Annotated in this window: 8 protein-coding genes, 6 tRNA genes and 1 CRISPR repeat array; all 14 genes read right to left on the bottom strand. The window is 31.3% G+C overall.

Going from position 1 to position 15,382, the window contains the following annotated elements; translation table 11 throughout:
• Positions 1-144: 144 nt before the first annotated feature.
• Positions 145-5,589: a CRISPR direct-repeat array (repeat unit 30 nt; unit sequence GTTTCAATTCCTCATAGGTAATCTATATAC).
• A 207-nt stretch (positions 5,590-5,796) separates the two neighbouring features.
• The 14 genes from cas2 to C3E89_RS01020 all read right to left on the bottom strand — a co-directional run bounded on the left by cas2 (position 5,797) and on the right by C3E89_RS01020 (position 15,364).
• A complete protein-coding gene (gene cas2, locus C3E89_RS01085) occupies positions 5,797-6,060 on the bottom strand; it encodes a CRISPR-associated endonuclease Cas2 (RefSeq protein WP_025641779.1) in 264 nt (87 codons plus the stop codon).
• 12 nt (positions 6,061-6,072) lie between these two features.
• Positions 6,073-7,065 carry a type I-B CRISPR-associated endonuclease Cas1b gene (cas1b, locus tag C3E89_RS01080; protein ID WP_025641780.1) on the bottom strand — a complete coding sequence of 331 codons (993 nt, stop codon included), beginning with the start codon at positions 7,063-7,065 and terminating at the stop codon, positions 6,073-6,075.
• Positions 7,066-7,080: 15 nt separating this feature from the next.
• On the bottom strand, positions 7,081-7,581 hold the full coding sequence (cas4, locus tag C3E89_RS01075; protein ID WP_236910645.1) for a CRISPR-associated protein Cas4: 501 nt from the start codon (positions 7,579-7,581) through the stop codon (positions 7,081-7,083).
• A gap of 10 nt (positions 7,582-7,591) precedes the next feature.
• Complete coding sequence (cas3, locus tag C3E89_RS01070) at positions 7,592-9,904, bottom strand: CRISPR-associated helicase Cas3' (protein ID WP_236910643.1); 2,313 nt, start codon at positions 9,902-9,904, stop codon at positions 7,592-7,594.
• A 16-nt stretch (positions 9,905-9,920) separates the two neighbouring features.
• The gene (gene cas5b / locus C3E89_RS01065; protein ID WP_236910642.1) at positions 9,921-10,637 is read right to left on the bottom strand and encodes a type I-B CRISPR-associated protein Cas5b; all 717 of its coding nucleotides are present in this window, start codon (positions 10,635-10,637) and stop codon (positions 9,921-9,923) included.
• Positions 10,638-10,647: 10 nt separating this feature from the next.
• Positions 10,648-11,529: a type I-B CRISPR-associated protein Cas7/Csh2 gene (gene cas7b / locus C3E89_RS01060; RefSeq protein ID WP_236910641.1), complete on the bottom strand. Its 882-nt coding sequence runs from the start codon at positions 11,527-11,529 to the stop codon at positions 10,648-10,650.
• Positions 11,513-13,459, bottom strand: coding sequence for a TIGR02556 family CRISPR-associated protein (locus tag C3E89_RS01055; protein WP_336512929.1), 1,947 nt, complete (start codon positions 13,457-13,459; stop codon positions 11,513-11,515). The genes cas7b and C3E89_RS01055 overlap by 17 nt, the downstream gene beginning before the upstream one ends.
• Before the next feature lie 15 nt (positions 13,460-13,474).
• Positions 13,475-14,212 carry a CRISPR-associated endoribonuclease Cas6 gene (gene cas6 / locus C3E89_RS01050; RefSeq protein WP_236910639.1) on the bottom strand — a complete coding sequence of 246 codons (738 nt, stop codon included), beginning with the start codon at positions 14,210-14,212 and terminating at the stop codon, positions 13,475-13,477.
• Positions 14,213-14,603: 391 nt separating this feature from the next.
• Positions 14,604-14,680, bottom strand: a tRNA-Arg gene (locus C3E89_RS01045).
• Between the two features lie 22 nt (positions 14,681-14,702).
• Positions 14,703-14,777, bottom strand: a tRNA-Cys gene (locus C3E89_RS01040).
• A gap of 134 nt (positions 14,778-14,911) precedes the next feature.
• A tRNA-Gly gene (locus C3E89_RS01035) sits at positions 14,912-14,985 on the bottom strand.
• A 75-nt stretch (positions 14,986-15,060) separates the two neighbouring features.
• Positions 15,061-15,135 (bottom strand) — tRNA-Gly (locus C3E89_RS01030).
• Positions 15,136-15,157: 22 nt separating this feature from the next.
• Positions 15,158-15,243, bottom strand: a tRNA-Tyr gene (locus C3E89_RS01025).
• A 45-nt stretch (positions 15,244-15,288) separates the two neighbouring features.
• Positions 15,289-15,364, bottom strand: a tRNA-Thr gene (locus tag C3E89_RS01020).
• Positions 15,365-15,382: the final 18 nt, after the last annotated feature.

The raw sequence follows: 15,382 nt of genomic DNA, 5'->3' as shown, positions 1-15,382 counted from the left end.
TCCTCATATCGTTTAGCCATTTAAATTCCTCCCAAATATTTATATTTTTATTATATCATTGTTCGGAATTTAATTGTCCTATTTAGTATAGCCTATCCACTATATACTTACAAGTTTTTTATGAGTTTTTTATAAGTTTTTTACGTTTCAATTCCTCATAGGTAATCTATATACCAAAATACTCCATCTGTAGCACCTCACCGTATTGTTTAGTTTCAATTCCTCATAGGTAATCTATATACGATACGGTCTATAGAATCTATTTCCCCTTGTAATGTTGTTTCAATTCCTCATAGGTAATCTATATACAAAACTGCATAAAACTTCTAATATTGAATGATAGGCTAGTTTCAATTCCTCATAGGTAATCTATATACAGAAAACATATTTTGGAGCATTTTGAAGATTTGGAATAGTTTCAATTCCTCATAGGTAATCTATATACGGTCGATTCCTTCTACAGTATTTTTAGTACCACTATAGTTTCAATTCCTCATAGGTAATCTATATACACAACAAGATGCAGAGGTCATAGATGCAAGACAAGGGTTTCAATTCCTCATAGGTAATCTATATACCAGCTCTTATAGCATATCGATTGGAGCAATTAGAAAAGTTTCAATTCCTCATAGGTAATCTATATACGTATGCAAACCCAAGTAAGGCAGTTATACAACATTGGTTTCAATTCCTCATAGGTAATCTATATACGCGGCCTATTGTGGAAAGAAGAAGAATTGGAGGAGGCAGTTTCAATTCCTCATAGGTAATCTATATACACAAGAGAATTCGTAGAGCTTTACGGTGTAGACTATGTTTCAATTCCTCATAGGTAATCTATATACGCACACTTTCTGCCTCATGCGACCTTAAATCATCTTGTTTCAATTCCTCATAGGTAATCTATATACTTAGGTTGCGCAGATCACAAAGAAGAAAAAAAAGAAGGTTTCAATTCCTCATAGGTAATCTATATACGCGTTGCAATTACTGCATTACAGCTATTTTATATACAAGTTTCAATTCCTCATAGGTAATCTATATACGTTTTACCTCTTTCTTTTCTTTGCCTGTGAAAAATTCGTTTCAATTCCTCATAGGTAATCTATATACGAAGCTGAAGACATTAAACAATTAGCCTTAGTAAAAGGTTTCAATTCCTCATAGGTAATCTATATACACTACAATTCAAACAGCTTATATAATTATATATTCTAGTTTCAATTCCTCATAGGTAATCTATATACACTTCTGGCACTTGTAAATAATTGTAAATACTATATGTTTCAATTCCTCATAGGTAATCTATATACCAAATGGCTTGATTCCAATGGTTACAGCCATTTAAAAAGTTTCAATTCCTCATAGGTAATCTATATACTATTATATCTGGAGAATTAAGGAAGATTATTTTCTTGTTTCAATTCCTCATAGGTAATCTATATACAATGAACTCAAAAGTGGATGAAGTTTCTACTATGGAGCGTTTCAATTCCTCATAGGTAATCTATATACCCGACCCTTTTAAATAATAATAAGAAAAAGGAGAGAGTTTCAATTCCTCATAGGTAATCTATATACGTAGATGCCAAAACATGGGCGTATATTTCTGTAGTCTGTTTCAATTCCTCATAGGTAATCTATATACTTAATATCAAAACCTTCTTAAATCGGCTGTAAAGGCTGTTTCAATTCCTCATAGGTAATCTATATACCTATACCTCTGTAAACTGCTAGTTTGAAAGTCAATCGTGTTTCAATTCCTCATAGGTAATCTATATACCTTTGTTGCTCCACCAAATGTTTCTGCACCTTCAATGTTTCAATTCCTCATAGGTAATCTATATACGGTTCTGGTTTTTCTCTATCTTTGATATACGCTGAAGTTTCAATTCCTCATAGGTAATCTATATACTATACTGATCTAAGTTAATCCCTTCACATGGATTTCTGTTTCAATTCCTCATAGGTAATCTATATACACAAACGTTAGCATCTCCTCTAGTGTAGCAATGTCGTGTTTCAATTCCTCATAGGTAATCTATATACGTTCTAACTTGGTTTTTCTGTCAAATTCACTTTCCTTAGTTTCAATTCCTCATAGGTAATCTATATACCTAAGTTTACACATTGGCTTAGCAATGGATATATATGTTTCAATTCCTCATAGGTAATCTATATACTATCCTTTTGATGACTACTACCAAATATTAGAAAAACGTTTCAATTCCTCATAGGTAATCTATATACTCCATCGTGCACAACTTCCCAATAGTGAGTGTTACTAGTTTCAATTCCTCATAGGTAATCTATATACATATGAGTTTTATAGAGTCTATAGTTGAAACAATTTGGTTTCAATTCCTCATAGGTAATCTATATACTTATTCTAGTTTTCAATCCTTCACCTTTAGCAATTTTGTTTCAATTCCTCATAGGTAATCTATATACCTTATCCATTTTATATTACCTCCTCTATCTTTATTAGTTTCAATTCCTCATAGGTAATCTATATACTTATTAATAAATATGTCTTAAAAGAACCTTTGGACGAGTTTCAATTCCTCATAGGTAATCTATATACATAATTAATCCCCTTTCGTATTTTTAATTTCTCTTTTGTTTCAATTCCTCATAGGTAATCTATATACTTACAATGGATATTGACTTTATCATACATTCTTCAATGTTTCAATTCCTCATAGGTAATCTATATACCAATTATTGTTTACCATATATTTACAACTACTCGATAGTTTCAATTCCTCATAGGTAATCTATATACGCTATAGCCTTTCCCTAGTGTTCTCCCGGTATGAACGTTTCAATTCCTCATAGGTAATCTATATACTTTTCCTCTTGACAATGCCATCAACCTTTGATATATTGTTTCAATTCCTCATAGGTAATCTATATACGGATTCAATTAGTTGAAGGAGGTTGTTTATTGTTTTAGTTTCAATTCCTCATAGGTAATCTATATACTGTAAAACATTTCCTATTGTAAACATGAACCATATTACGTTTCAATTCCTCATAGGTAATCTATATACTTTCCGGCATTTTTTTATTCTCCTCTCTGTTGCACAGTTTCAATTCCTCATAGGTAATCTATATACGTTGCTTACCGACAGTCGCCATTTTTAAAGGGTGATTAGTTTCAATTCCTCATAGGTAATCTATATACCTAAAAATTATGTTTGTGGGTATTGTGAGGGAGATTGTTTCAATTCCTCATAGGTAATCTATATACTAAACATGATGTATTCTTTAACATTGTACCTCATGTGTTTCAATTCCTCATAGGTAATCTATATACAAACAATCTCCACATTTTTATGAATCGGTCTATCTGGGTTTCAATTCCTCATAGGTAATCTATATACAATATCCTTGCATACATTCAAAGTTTATGTTATTATAGTTTCAATTCCTCATAGGTAATCTATATACCCTTATCCATTTTATATTACCTCCTCTATCTTTATTAGTTTCAATTCCTCATAGGTAATCTATATACGCAATTTTTAACATTTTTTCACCATCAGATTTTGTGTGTTTCAATTCCTCATAGGTAATCTATATACGTGCCACTTCGTCAATTTGTTGCTTTGGTGTGATATTAGTTTCAATTCCTCATAGGTAATCTATATACTTGGCGAAAGGGTTAGAGGTATCGGCTTTAGAAATTGCGTTTCAATTCCTCATAGGTAATCTATATACTTAATCACCTACCTATTATGAATTACAGCCAATTCTTGTTTCAATTCCTCATAGGTAATCTATATACGATAAATATAACGAATTCATGGAATTAATTGGAGATACGTTTCAATTCCTCATAGGTAATCTATATACACAATAGTTCTAACTATATGACCCGTTTATCGACGTTTGTTTCAATTCCTCATAGGTAATCTATATACGCATTGATACTGTAACCAAGTCTAAATCATCATCTATGTTTCAATTCCTCATAGGTAATCTATATACTAAGCTGCGTGGCAATCTTAGACCTCTCATTCCCACGTTTCAATTCCTCATAGGTAATCTATATACTCATTATATACTTTTTCATATTCACTATTTAACTCGTTTCAATTCCTCATAGGTAATCTATATACCTTGTACAATATGTAGTTGTACAAGTTGTTGCTTTGAGTTTCAATTCCTCATAGGTAATCTATATACTCTTAATCCTCCTCTCCTAACCCCTTCCAATTGATTGTGTTTCAATTCCTCATAGGTAATCTATATACTTGGTATATTTATTGTATTATAATAGTTAGAACTCGTTTCAATTCCTCATAGGTAATCTATATACGTGCTGTTGGAAGAACTATCGGAGGAAGAATTGCAGAGTTTCAATTCCTCATAGGTAATCTATATACTTTGGGCTTGTGATGATTGGACGGTAGACGCTTATTTGTTTCAATTCCTCATAGGTAATCTATATACTAAAACCTCCATAAATTATATTTTATTGCCTGTTATAGTTTCAATTCCTCATAGGTAATCTATATACTGAATTATCCCTGTTTTCATATCTCCAGCAGCAAAGTTTCAATTCCTCATAGGTAATCTATATACTTTTCTCGAAGGTTTTTTCTCCTATTGAATTTCTTGAGGTTTCAATTCCTCATAGGTAATCTATATACTCAATTAAGTTCTTAATTTCCGTCTCTGTACTTGATTGTTTCAATTCCTCATAGGTAATCTATATACCGTCTACTGCAAGGCTAATTTTGGATATGATGATGGTTTCAATTCCTCATAGGTAATCTATATACCTATTTTGTGTCTTTCTTTAGTTGTGAGGTTGTCCATTGTTTCAATTCCTCATAGGTAATCTATATACCTCAATAGTTTTCCTTTCAGCTAAAACTAAAACTACAGTTTCAATTCCTCATAGGTAATCTATATACGTATGGATACCTCACTACGGACGAAATGACGGTACTTGTTTCAATTCCTCATAGGTAATCTATATACATTCCTTGCCTTATTCTATCTCTTTGAAGTACACCGTTTCAATTCCTCATAGGTAATCTATATACCAAACCTTCGGAAGCGGCTTTCTGAAAGCATCGGCGTTTCAATTCCTCATAGGTAATCTATATACTTAACGGAAGAGGTAAATTTTATGTGGATGAAGTAAAGTTTCAATTCCTCATAGGTAATCTATATACCCTCCGTCTTCTCATAGTCCTCACCTAAGTCAACTAGTTTCAATTCCTCATAGGTAATCTATATACATATTTACGCTATTGACAGAACAAAAAATGGACGAGCGTTTCAATTCCTCATAGGTAATCTATATACGTTATTTTACAAGCTGAAAATGATCTTTACAAACCTAGTTTCAATTCCTCATAGGTAATCTATATACATAAAAAATATAGTAAATGATATGTTAGAAGAAGGTTGTTTCAATTCCTCATAGGTAATCTATATACGAGTGTGAATTATCTTTTAGTAGAAAAAGATGAATAGTTTCAATTCCTCATAGGTAATCTATATACGAAAAACCCTGTCCTTTAAAACCTAGGCTTTTACCACGTTTCAATTCCTCATAGGTAATCTATATACTAATTCTATACATTGATATTACTATGTTTCTCATTTTTTGTCAAATATGAAAAACATGAATTTCCAATACTATATTTTTCTATTTCCCTATATATCTAATGAAATCTACACATTTGTTACAAAAAACAAATTGTCGTCGATCTCCAGGGGTTTTTGCACTACCTGGGGTCGACGACAGTTTTGTATCTTCATTTAAAAAACTGTGTATTACAAAAAGTTGTCCTCTCCGCCTTTTTTTATACCCATTATTTCTACATTTGAATACCTGGTAGTTCTAAAGGAATATATTATTACTGAATCCTTTTCTTCATCTATTATTGATTTCAGTTCAAGTTTTAATTTCACTAAATTGGCATTGGAAATTTCTCCTTCAAATACTGAATTTTGTACCCAATATAAATATTTTCTGCACGTTTTTAAGACTTTTGCAACTCTTTTTACTTCTATATCATAAACTAATATTACAAACATTTGTATCACCTATTACCATCTTGAAACATAGGGCTCGTATTTAGCTTCTCCGATTAAATGCTTTTCTAACTTATATAGCTCCATTCTTATTAGTCTCCTGTAAGATACATTTCTTCCTAGTTGCCTATGTTTTATAGTAGACGAAAGCTTTTTATCAAATTCTTGTACAAAGGTTTTACTGCCCTTATCTTTTAATAGAATTCCACCTATATCAGGTTCAAAATCATCCTTTGTTATCATTTTTTTGCCTATAAGAGTAAAAATTATTCTATCTATAATAATAGGCTTAAATACCTCTGCTACATCTAAATTAAGCGTAAATCTCCTAAAGTTTGTAGTATGTAAATAGCCTATTCTTGGATCTATATGGGTTCTATATATCTCGCTTAATATTAGGACATATAATAGAGAATTCCCAAAACTAATTAAGGCATTTAGTTCATTCTTAGGTGGCTGCCTAGTTCTTTTTTCAAATGTAAAATCATTGTTATCTATTATCTCATCAAAAGCCTTATAATACATATCTCTCATATTTCCTTCAATTCCCATTAATTGATTAGTAGTTTTACAATGATGTATTTCTTCATATAAAGATATTATAGCATTTTCGATTTTTTCTAAACTCCTACCTCTATTTTTATAATACCTAATTACATTCAACATATTTTTGCTACTTCCTTCAACAAATTTACTAGCAATAGCCATTCTTTTATTGACATCTAAATAATGTTCTGCTTGCATAAGTATCATATACCCCGAATTTAAATATTCCCTAGGATAATAGGTGCCAGTATAATAACCATAATAATTGAAAAAATGCATAAGTATTCCCTTCTGAGATATATATGTTAAAAGGCTTTTGTTTAGACTTACTTCACCAAACACAAGTATATCGCTTATATCTTCTATTGGAATATATCTTTTATTCATGTCAGTTTCAAAATATAAGGTATTATCTTTCCTTTTTATCTCTCCATCGTTAAAGATATATATTGTCTTCTTCATAGAATTATCATCTCCTTAAGACCAGCAAAATTCGGCATAGGCACAATTCTTACACATATTAATTTTGTTTGGTTTTGGCGGATAGGGCCGGTTGCATATTTCTATAATATCTTTTTCAGCTCCTTCTAACTCTTCTATAAGCTCGTCTGTTAATTCTATAGTTTCTCGCTTTCTTTCCTGCGGAAACATAAGTACTCCTCTTCCTTCTAATCCATTCCTTTTAAGTTCTAATAAATAATAGGCGAGTTGCATCTTTGAACTTTCTATGAATTTTGAAGATTTTTTTATTTCTCCTATCATCAAATAACCATCTTTTTTATCAAGTACGTCTACTTTTATACCTCCGATAGAAATTTCCTTTTTCTTTCTTTTATAAGAGTTTTCATGCATGAACCGCCCTATATCAATATTTGGATCATCCTGGTCTGAAACAATATTATGGGCCATAAGCCAGACTTCTCTTTTGCAAATATAGTAATACCATATTAAAGTTCCACCCACTCTTAATGCTTCCAAGTAATCCCCCCTAAAATATCATACATTCATCCTCTTTATCTCTTATAAAACCTGTTTCGTCATCATAGAATAACTCTATTCCTTCTCTAGGTAGTAAAATGATTCCATTATTCGTAGTAAAACTTCTAAAATATTTGTTGGGAATAGAGATTGTATAATCCTTCATATCTCTTTGAACATCTAAATATAATTCTCTTTTTTTATTTATATTTTTTATGTTGGATAACTTTAAATAGTTTTCATATGCCCTTTCAGCCCTATCATCATATATAAAGAAGACATCCATATATCCAGGATTGTTTTGTATTAACGAAAAGCTATTAATAGAATATTCTCCTTCAGAAAAGTCCAATATCTCAATTGATTCAATGAATTTTGTTGACACTTCTTTAGATTTGTTTTGTTTTACTTTAGTAAAATAATCGTTTATAACCCTATAATATTCTTCTTCAAGAATTTTCTCCTTGTTTTGTAGAATATCCTTTGAAATATTTATTAAGCTATTTCCGTAAACATAATTGCCAAAATTTTTCCCTGTTTCATCTACTATAGAATATATATATACATCCCCTATTTTATTTTCGTTATTTCTATTACATCTTCCAGCACATTGTATAATTGAATCTATAGGCCCTATATCCCTTATTACTATGTCAAAATCCAAGTCTACCCCTGCTTCAACTACTTGAGTTGTAACGAGTATAATATTGTCTTCGTTTCTAAGGCGTTCCTCTATTTCTTTTATTCTCCCCCTTCTGTGTACTGGAAGAATATTGGTAGATAAATAATATACATCCCTATCTAAATGACATAATTCTCTATATACTTCCAAGGATTGCTTAATGGTGTTACAAACTACCATATAAGATTTCTCTTCTAAATTATCGATAAATTCATCTACAAATTCCTCTATAGTAATATTTTTTAATCTGGGTATTAATCTAGTTCTTCGGAAAGATTTAAAATATTTTTCATTGTCTTCTAACAGTTCTAGGGCATGGGTTAATATTAAAGGCTTTGTTGCCGTCATAATGATTATTTTCACATCTAAGTATTCACAGGCTTTTCTCAATATAAAATCCACTAGTTGAAAATATTTTATATCTATAGCTTGAATTTCATCTAAAATAATAATCGAATCTTTTATAGAGTTAAATTTTTTTAGCATTCTATTTCTAGAACCTACAAGAGTCTCTAGAAGTTGAACAAAAGTAGTAACTACTACTCCACTAGACCAATTCTCTATTAACAATTCTGCTTCCGTTTTGGTATAATCTCTATATTCACTCTCATATTCTACTGTTGACAAATTATGGTGCTTAATAATATAACTACTAAAATTCCTTTGAAAATTATCTACACCATTAAATATATCAAATAATACATCGTAATTTTGTTCTATAATGGATGTAAAGGGCAATGAATATATTATCTTTCTATTTCCTCCAAGCATTTCATTCAACTTTAAAGCTGCAAAAAAACCTGTAACAGTTTTCCCTGTGCCTGTGGGAGCAGTTATAGAAAATATATTGGATTTATTGTAATTCTGTTCTACCTTCTTTAATACCTTTTCAAATATTTTCGTTCTAATTTGGTTTATATCATTAGTGGGTTTTCCAAACTTCTTTTCTCTAATAGCATTTAATGTTTCAAAATTTCCATACATTTCTTTAGGAGTAAAAGTATTTGAAGCACTTATTTTATCTGCAGAAATTAAAGCTGAATATAATATTTGGTGTATAAAATAGTTCTGGTGAGACTTTAAGCTTCTTACAGACAACAAGTCCAATCTTCTAAGTTTTGCTAATGTGTTTTCTAAAATATTTTCCTTTAAAATAAATTCTTCCAATTCCTGTAGGAGATTAAGGTTTTCCATATCTGGCTTTATAAATTCCATATTTTTATTCATATTCTCTATTTGCTTATATCCTATATCTATTTTCTCCACTACCTTAATAGGAAAATTTGTCCTTAACACATCTTTGAATTTACTTGGTAAATTAGTTGAAAAGCTTTCTAAATTACCATGATGATGTAAAATTGTATTGTATATAATCAAGGGAAGGATATTCCCTTCCCCATATCGTTTTAAGCCTATATATCCGCCAAATACAGCAGATATAAATCCATGATTTGATAAATTGGTTTTTTTCTTATTCCTCAAATATTCTTGAAAATAAGTAGTGTATTTCCCAAAATCGTGACATAAGGATATTATTTCATAGGCTTCTCTATATTCATCTGGAACCTGTGCTTTAGAAATATCCCTAACTTCAATTAAATGTTTTATCATTAATTTCCCTGGATGGGAATAATATTTCATGCTTACCACCTTCATTCTATAGAAATACTATATTTTCCCCATTGGAAAGTCTGGCATATTTACCATCAATTTTAGCTTTTAGAAACTTCCCTTCGTCTTCGTAAATATAGGTTGTTACTTCCTCGATTGTTCTATCTTCACCAAAATCCCTCGGCATCCTCTCCTTAATTAAATAGCCTTCCATATTATTAATATCTATATCTTGAATTTTATCGTTATTAAGGACTGTAGAGATGGCCACATACTCATTGCTCTCATTCCATATCCATTCTAATTTATCTATGAAATCTATATAGCAGCTAAAAGGAGCACTGCCAAAATAAAGGGGAAACACTGGTCTATTCTTCATGATTCTTTTACTTATTTCATCTAATATTTCTTTGTCTTCATGGGTTATGTAAAATCTATAACGAATATTGTTATCTCCAACTAGCAATTCAAAAGGAATCTGGGTATGCTCTTTTGGTGAGTTTAACTCACCTGAGCTGGTAGCTTTCATATAGTTGATAGATTGCATTACTTTTCTAGTTCTTCCCATTTTCCTAACTGCTACATGTAAGTTAGCTGCATCTAATATCTCATAGTAACTATCCCTTTCATAGCCAAGCAAAGCAGCAATGATCCCTTCTATGGTAGTTCTAGGAGGTACCGAATAGGATAATGAGGAAGAATTAGTATAGAACTTTCTAAAGTGGGCAAATTTGCCCCACAAATCAAATATAACTATCGCCATAATCATCACCTTACTTTATCTGTTTTAGTGGTAAGTCCTTGAAAGCCCCCTCAAACTTCACCTGTTGGCCATCTAAAATTAGCTCCAACTTTTCATCCGCAAAGTAATACAAATTCTTTATTTTTTCTTTATTTTCATTCAATAGTTTAACTAATCTATCTATTATTAATGAACATTCATTTATATCTCTAATATTTGGGACGTTTTCTCTTAATTCAATATAGTCCCTATAATCTCCTAATATAGTTTCTTTGTCCATATATTCAGTTCTAATATAAAGCCTTGGGTACTGTCCGATTTTGCTTCTGGTTGCAAGGTTAGGAATAGCATATTTCATGGCCTCATCTAGTAAATATAAATCTTCATCCTTAAGCATAGTTTTTTCTGCCCTATTACCACTTACTACCCCAGAAAAAGCAATTAGTGAATATTTAACCCTGTAATCTTTACCAATTGTTCCTTGAGTAGCTCTTTCACTGGCTGAAAAGTGAGAGGTAATACTTGATTCAAGAAGTTCCACTTTATTTAAGGAATATCCCCAATTAAATTGTATGGGACCTATAAAAGTCTTATTGTCTCGTTTAACCGTCATAGTGGCACCAAACATCCTCACATCAGTTAAGTTGTCTAATATCCATTCATTTGAAGAATCCTTTAAATCCTTTATTCTTTTATCAGCAGTTACTGGCTTATCGTCTACTCTTCTAACGAATATATCATGACCTTTTGCATGTATAAAATCTCTTATATATCTTTTTAGTCTTAAATCTGATACTAAATTCATCTCCCGTTCATAATCCATACGGGGCCTATTCTCCTCATCTGGATCCCCGTTAGGATTAGTAAGTTTTGCATCATAAAGATATAATATTTCATTATTGGTTATGGTCATTTAAAACATCCTCCTTCTCTCTTAACATTGGAATAGTAGTTGCAAAAGAATACCCTGAAAGAAGATAAAACAAACTTTCGTCTTTATTTAATTTCCAGTTGTCAATATTTCCATCTAAGAGTCTTTTCATTTCAAAGAAAGTCACTTCATTGTATTGTCGTATCTTTTCTTGATTTAGCTTGTTAAATACATCCTTTGTAAGCCTAATAATCTTTTGCTTGTCTATACCGTTAAAATTAATTTTGTTAAGTATAGGTTTACTTCCTTCTTCTGTTCTCTTATACTGAACATTTCCTATTTCTCCTATTAAATAACCTAATAAAAACATTGCAGTTTCCTGTTCGTCATACCCTATTTTTTCAATATAATTTTTAATATTGTCTTTAACCTTTAATTCAGATACATCCAAACCTTCTCCCTCCTTTAAGCAACCCATATATTCAAGAAATTTAATGTACATATTGGCTCTCATGACATAGAACTCTAATATTTCCTCCTTTGGATTTATATTATAAGAATCCTTGGAAAGTCTTATTGTTTTTATACATTCTATTAGATTTTTTATAAGATGTTTTTTATTCAATTTTTTACCAGTAAGTATAGCATCATACGTCTCAAGAACATCTCTATATTCAACAGCTTCTCCACGGCTTATTCTTATAGGGGTCATGAAATATATTGTACTTAGAGTAATTGCACCTTTATATTTCTGTCCTAAAACTTTTTGAAAATCTAAAGAAGCTTTCTCTGATGAAATTCTAATTTTCTCAAAGATAGAAGGATTTATGTCTTTTATAAGCCTTTGTATCTTTGTTGCTTTTTGGCTTCTTTTGAAAAACATGAAGTTTAAAAGAAAATAGCTACTTTCATCTCTTAAATCTAATGCCCCTGATATTTCATCCCTTAAACCCCTCATTCCTTCATAGGATTTTACGGTATTAAAAGAGTCAACTATCTTATTAGCAGCTATATTTAAATCATTTTCATTTAAAGGTTGTCCATAAATAAATTGAGGGATTATATATACATCAAAAGCTGCAAGTCTACTAGCTAATCTATTCATTATATAGTTTTCGCCAGCTAGATATTTAAACATACAATCTAAGCACATTTGCATGTTTTTATAATAGTTTTTTGTGGATACATCACTGGCAAATATAAGTTGATTAGTCGTATAAAATTTAATTTTCGTCTTAGTCATATCATGGGATATATCTTCGGTACTGCCGCAAATACAACATACTCCATTGTTTCCTTTGCCATCTTTAGATTTCGGTTTCTTAGACTCTATTACAGCATTCTGATACTCCTTGAAATTTGATAAAGGTTTTCCATCAATAAATATAGTGTATAGACCTATATCCCCTGGTTCTATTCCCTTTTCTTCTTTTAGATATTTGTCAAACTCTATTTTGATTTTCTCTAAAAGTACCTTTCCCAGGTTTTTTTCATTATCTAATTCTGATTTTGTTTCTTCGAAAAGGTTTTCCATTGTTTTATCAATAGTTATACATTTTTCTAAATCTAAAGCATACCGATATTTAGACTTCATTCTCTCTCCAAAATCTACATAGAAATTTTTAAGTATTTGTTGGACTTTTTTATTTAATTCTAATCCTAAATCTATTTGAGAAAGATTATAGAGAGTTTCTGTTAGATGATAGTTACTAGATGTGCTAGATGCGTACCATTGTGCAGCATTAGAACCGTCTGCTGATCCTACGAAGGTATATTTCTTTGCTGTATTGCTATCCATTTCTTCATTTACGTCAATTTCTAACTTATCTTCTTCTAATAAAAAGTTAAATTTTAATACATTTAATTGTTTATTCCTTCTCTTAGGTTGAAGTTCTTCAATGAAGTTTTGTATGGGGTCATCAGATTTTAATACTTCTCCCATTTGTATTATTCCTTCAATGATGGTTCTCACCTCCTGATATATTTTCTATATCAATTTAACACAGCCAAATCCTTGGCTGTTTTTACTGCCTAAACCCGTGTCTACACCTAATTGAAGCAAATCTGGTGCGCCTTTCATTGCGAATTTTCCTGTGTACCCTTTTATAATAAAACCTTTATAGCTTACAACTGACAATCTTGTAGCACCTAAAGGTTTCATTTCTACCCCTACTTCTGGTGGTTCTTCTGAATAAAAGGCCTTATATTTATTTTTTAGATTGTTTTCTATAATTTCTGAAAATTCTTCTTCTTTTGGGTTGAAATAATAAGTAAATTTTTTGCCATCTTTTCTATATAATGTGCTATATGTAGAAATTGGTGATAAAGTACGCACCTTTATCTCTTCACTGTTTACATTCTCTTTTTCAACAGCTAGTTGCTTTACCTCTAAATAATTGTTTCCCAATTGTACTTTTTGACGCCTTAAAAAACTGTTCCCTATAGAATTGGAAAACTCGTCATAGTGTGAAGATATGGTAAGTTTTATGGGACCATCAAATATTATTAAACCACTATCTTTATCTAGGGTATAGCTTCCCTTTATCCTAGAAAATGTAAACATTTTAAATATTCTTTTCTCATTCTGGAAACCTTCTTCATGCAGAAAGTTTGCCAGTTCTTCGTCTAATAATTTGTATATCATACCTTGAACCATATGATTATATTGTATTGGTAACACTGTATTATCAGAATCAATAGGATTAAAAGTAATAATTTCCTTCATTATAAAACCTCCAAAAGTAAAAAATTATGAGATTATATATTATTTCTACAAAAATCCCATAATTCCTCTATTTATTTTTTTATTTATTATTTAATTTTTCCTAGTTAAAGCAAATCTCTTATTAATTATTTCAAAAGTTTTAATTCCTTATAGGTAATCTATAAAACATTTTTACATTGTCATTAGTATGTTTTTATTTTTTGTCAAATAAGAAAACTAAGGGTTCATAATTCTCCTTCCTTTAATTTTTTCTCTGTGTTCGTTGAAATTTATACATTAATCAACAAAATAAATTTGATTAATCGATTCATTGTTTTATAAGTGAAATTTCTAATAAAAATTTATTGAAACTTAAAAAACACTGTAACCTTAATGGTTACAGTGTTTTACTTGGTGTACCTAGGAGGACTTGAACCCCCAGCCTCCTGATTCGTAGTCAGGCACTCTATCCAGTTGAGCTATAGGTACGTGTATATTGAATACTATTTGCTGGAGGCGGCACCCAGATTTGAACTGGGGAATAAAGGTTTTGCAGACCTCTGCCTTACCACTTGGCTATGCCGCCATATTGAAATTTGTCAATAAAATAACTTGCTACCAATTTTAGCGGCTCCGACTAAGTGACTCGCACCAAATCGAAATACATGATTTGGGCTCCCTACTTATGCCTTACCACTTGGCTATGCCGCCAAATAAATATGGAGCGGGTGAAGGGAATCGAACCCTCGCAACCAGCTTGGAAGGCTGGGGCTCTACCACTGAGCTACACCCGCATTTTGCTTCAAATTATCTTAAATTAATTTATAATACTCAGAAACATATAGTTTCTGAGTTACATTAAATAGTAGTGGAGCGGAAGACGGGATTCGAACCCGCGGCCCTCGCCTTGGCAAGGCGATGCTCTACCACTGAGCCACTTCCGCAAGGCATATATCCTAGTATAAATGGTGGAGGAGACTGGATTCGAACCAGTGAAGGCTGAGCCAACGGATTTACAGTCCGTCCCCTTTGGCCAACTCGGGAACTCCTCCTAGTTTGTGCCCCAATGGGCACTTGCGTTTAAAACTATGATAGTGTGGAGCTGGTGAGAGGACTTGAACCCCCAACCTACTGATTACAAGTCAGTTGCTCTGCCAATTGAGCTACACCAGCATGGCGACCCGGAAGGGA

This window comes from Clostridium sp. Cult1 (assembly GCF_021655095.1).
Lineage (GTDB): Bacteria > Bacillota > Clostridia > Tissierellales > Tepidimicrobiaceae > Schnuerera.
This window is presented reverse-complemented; position numbering and strand designations above follow the sequence as displayed.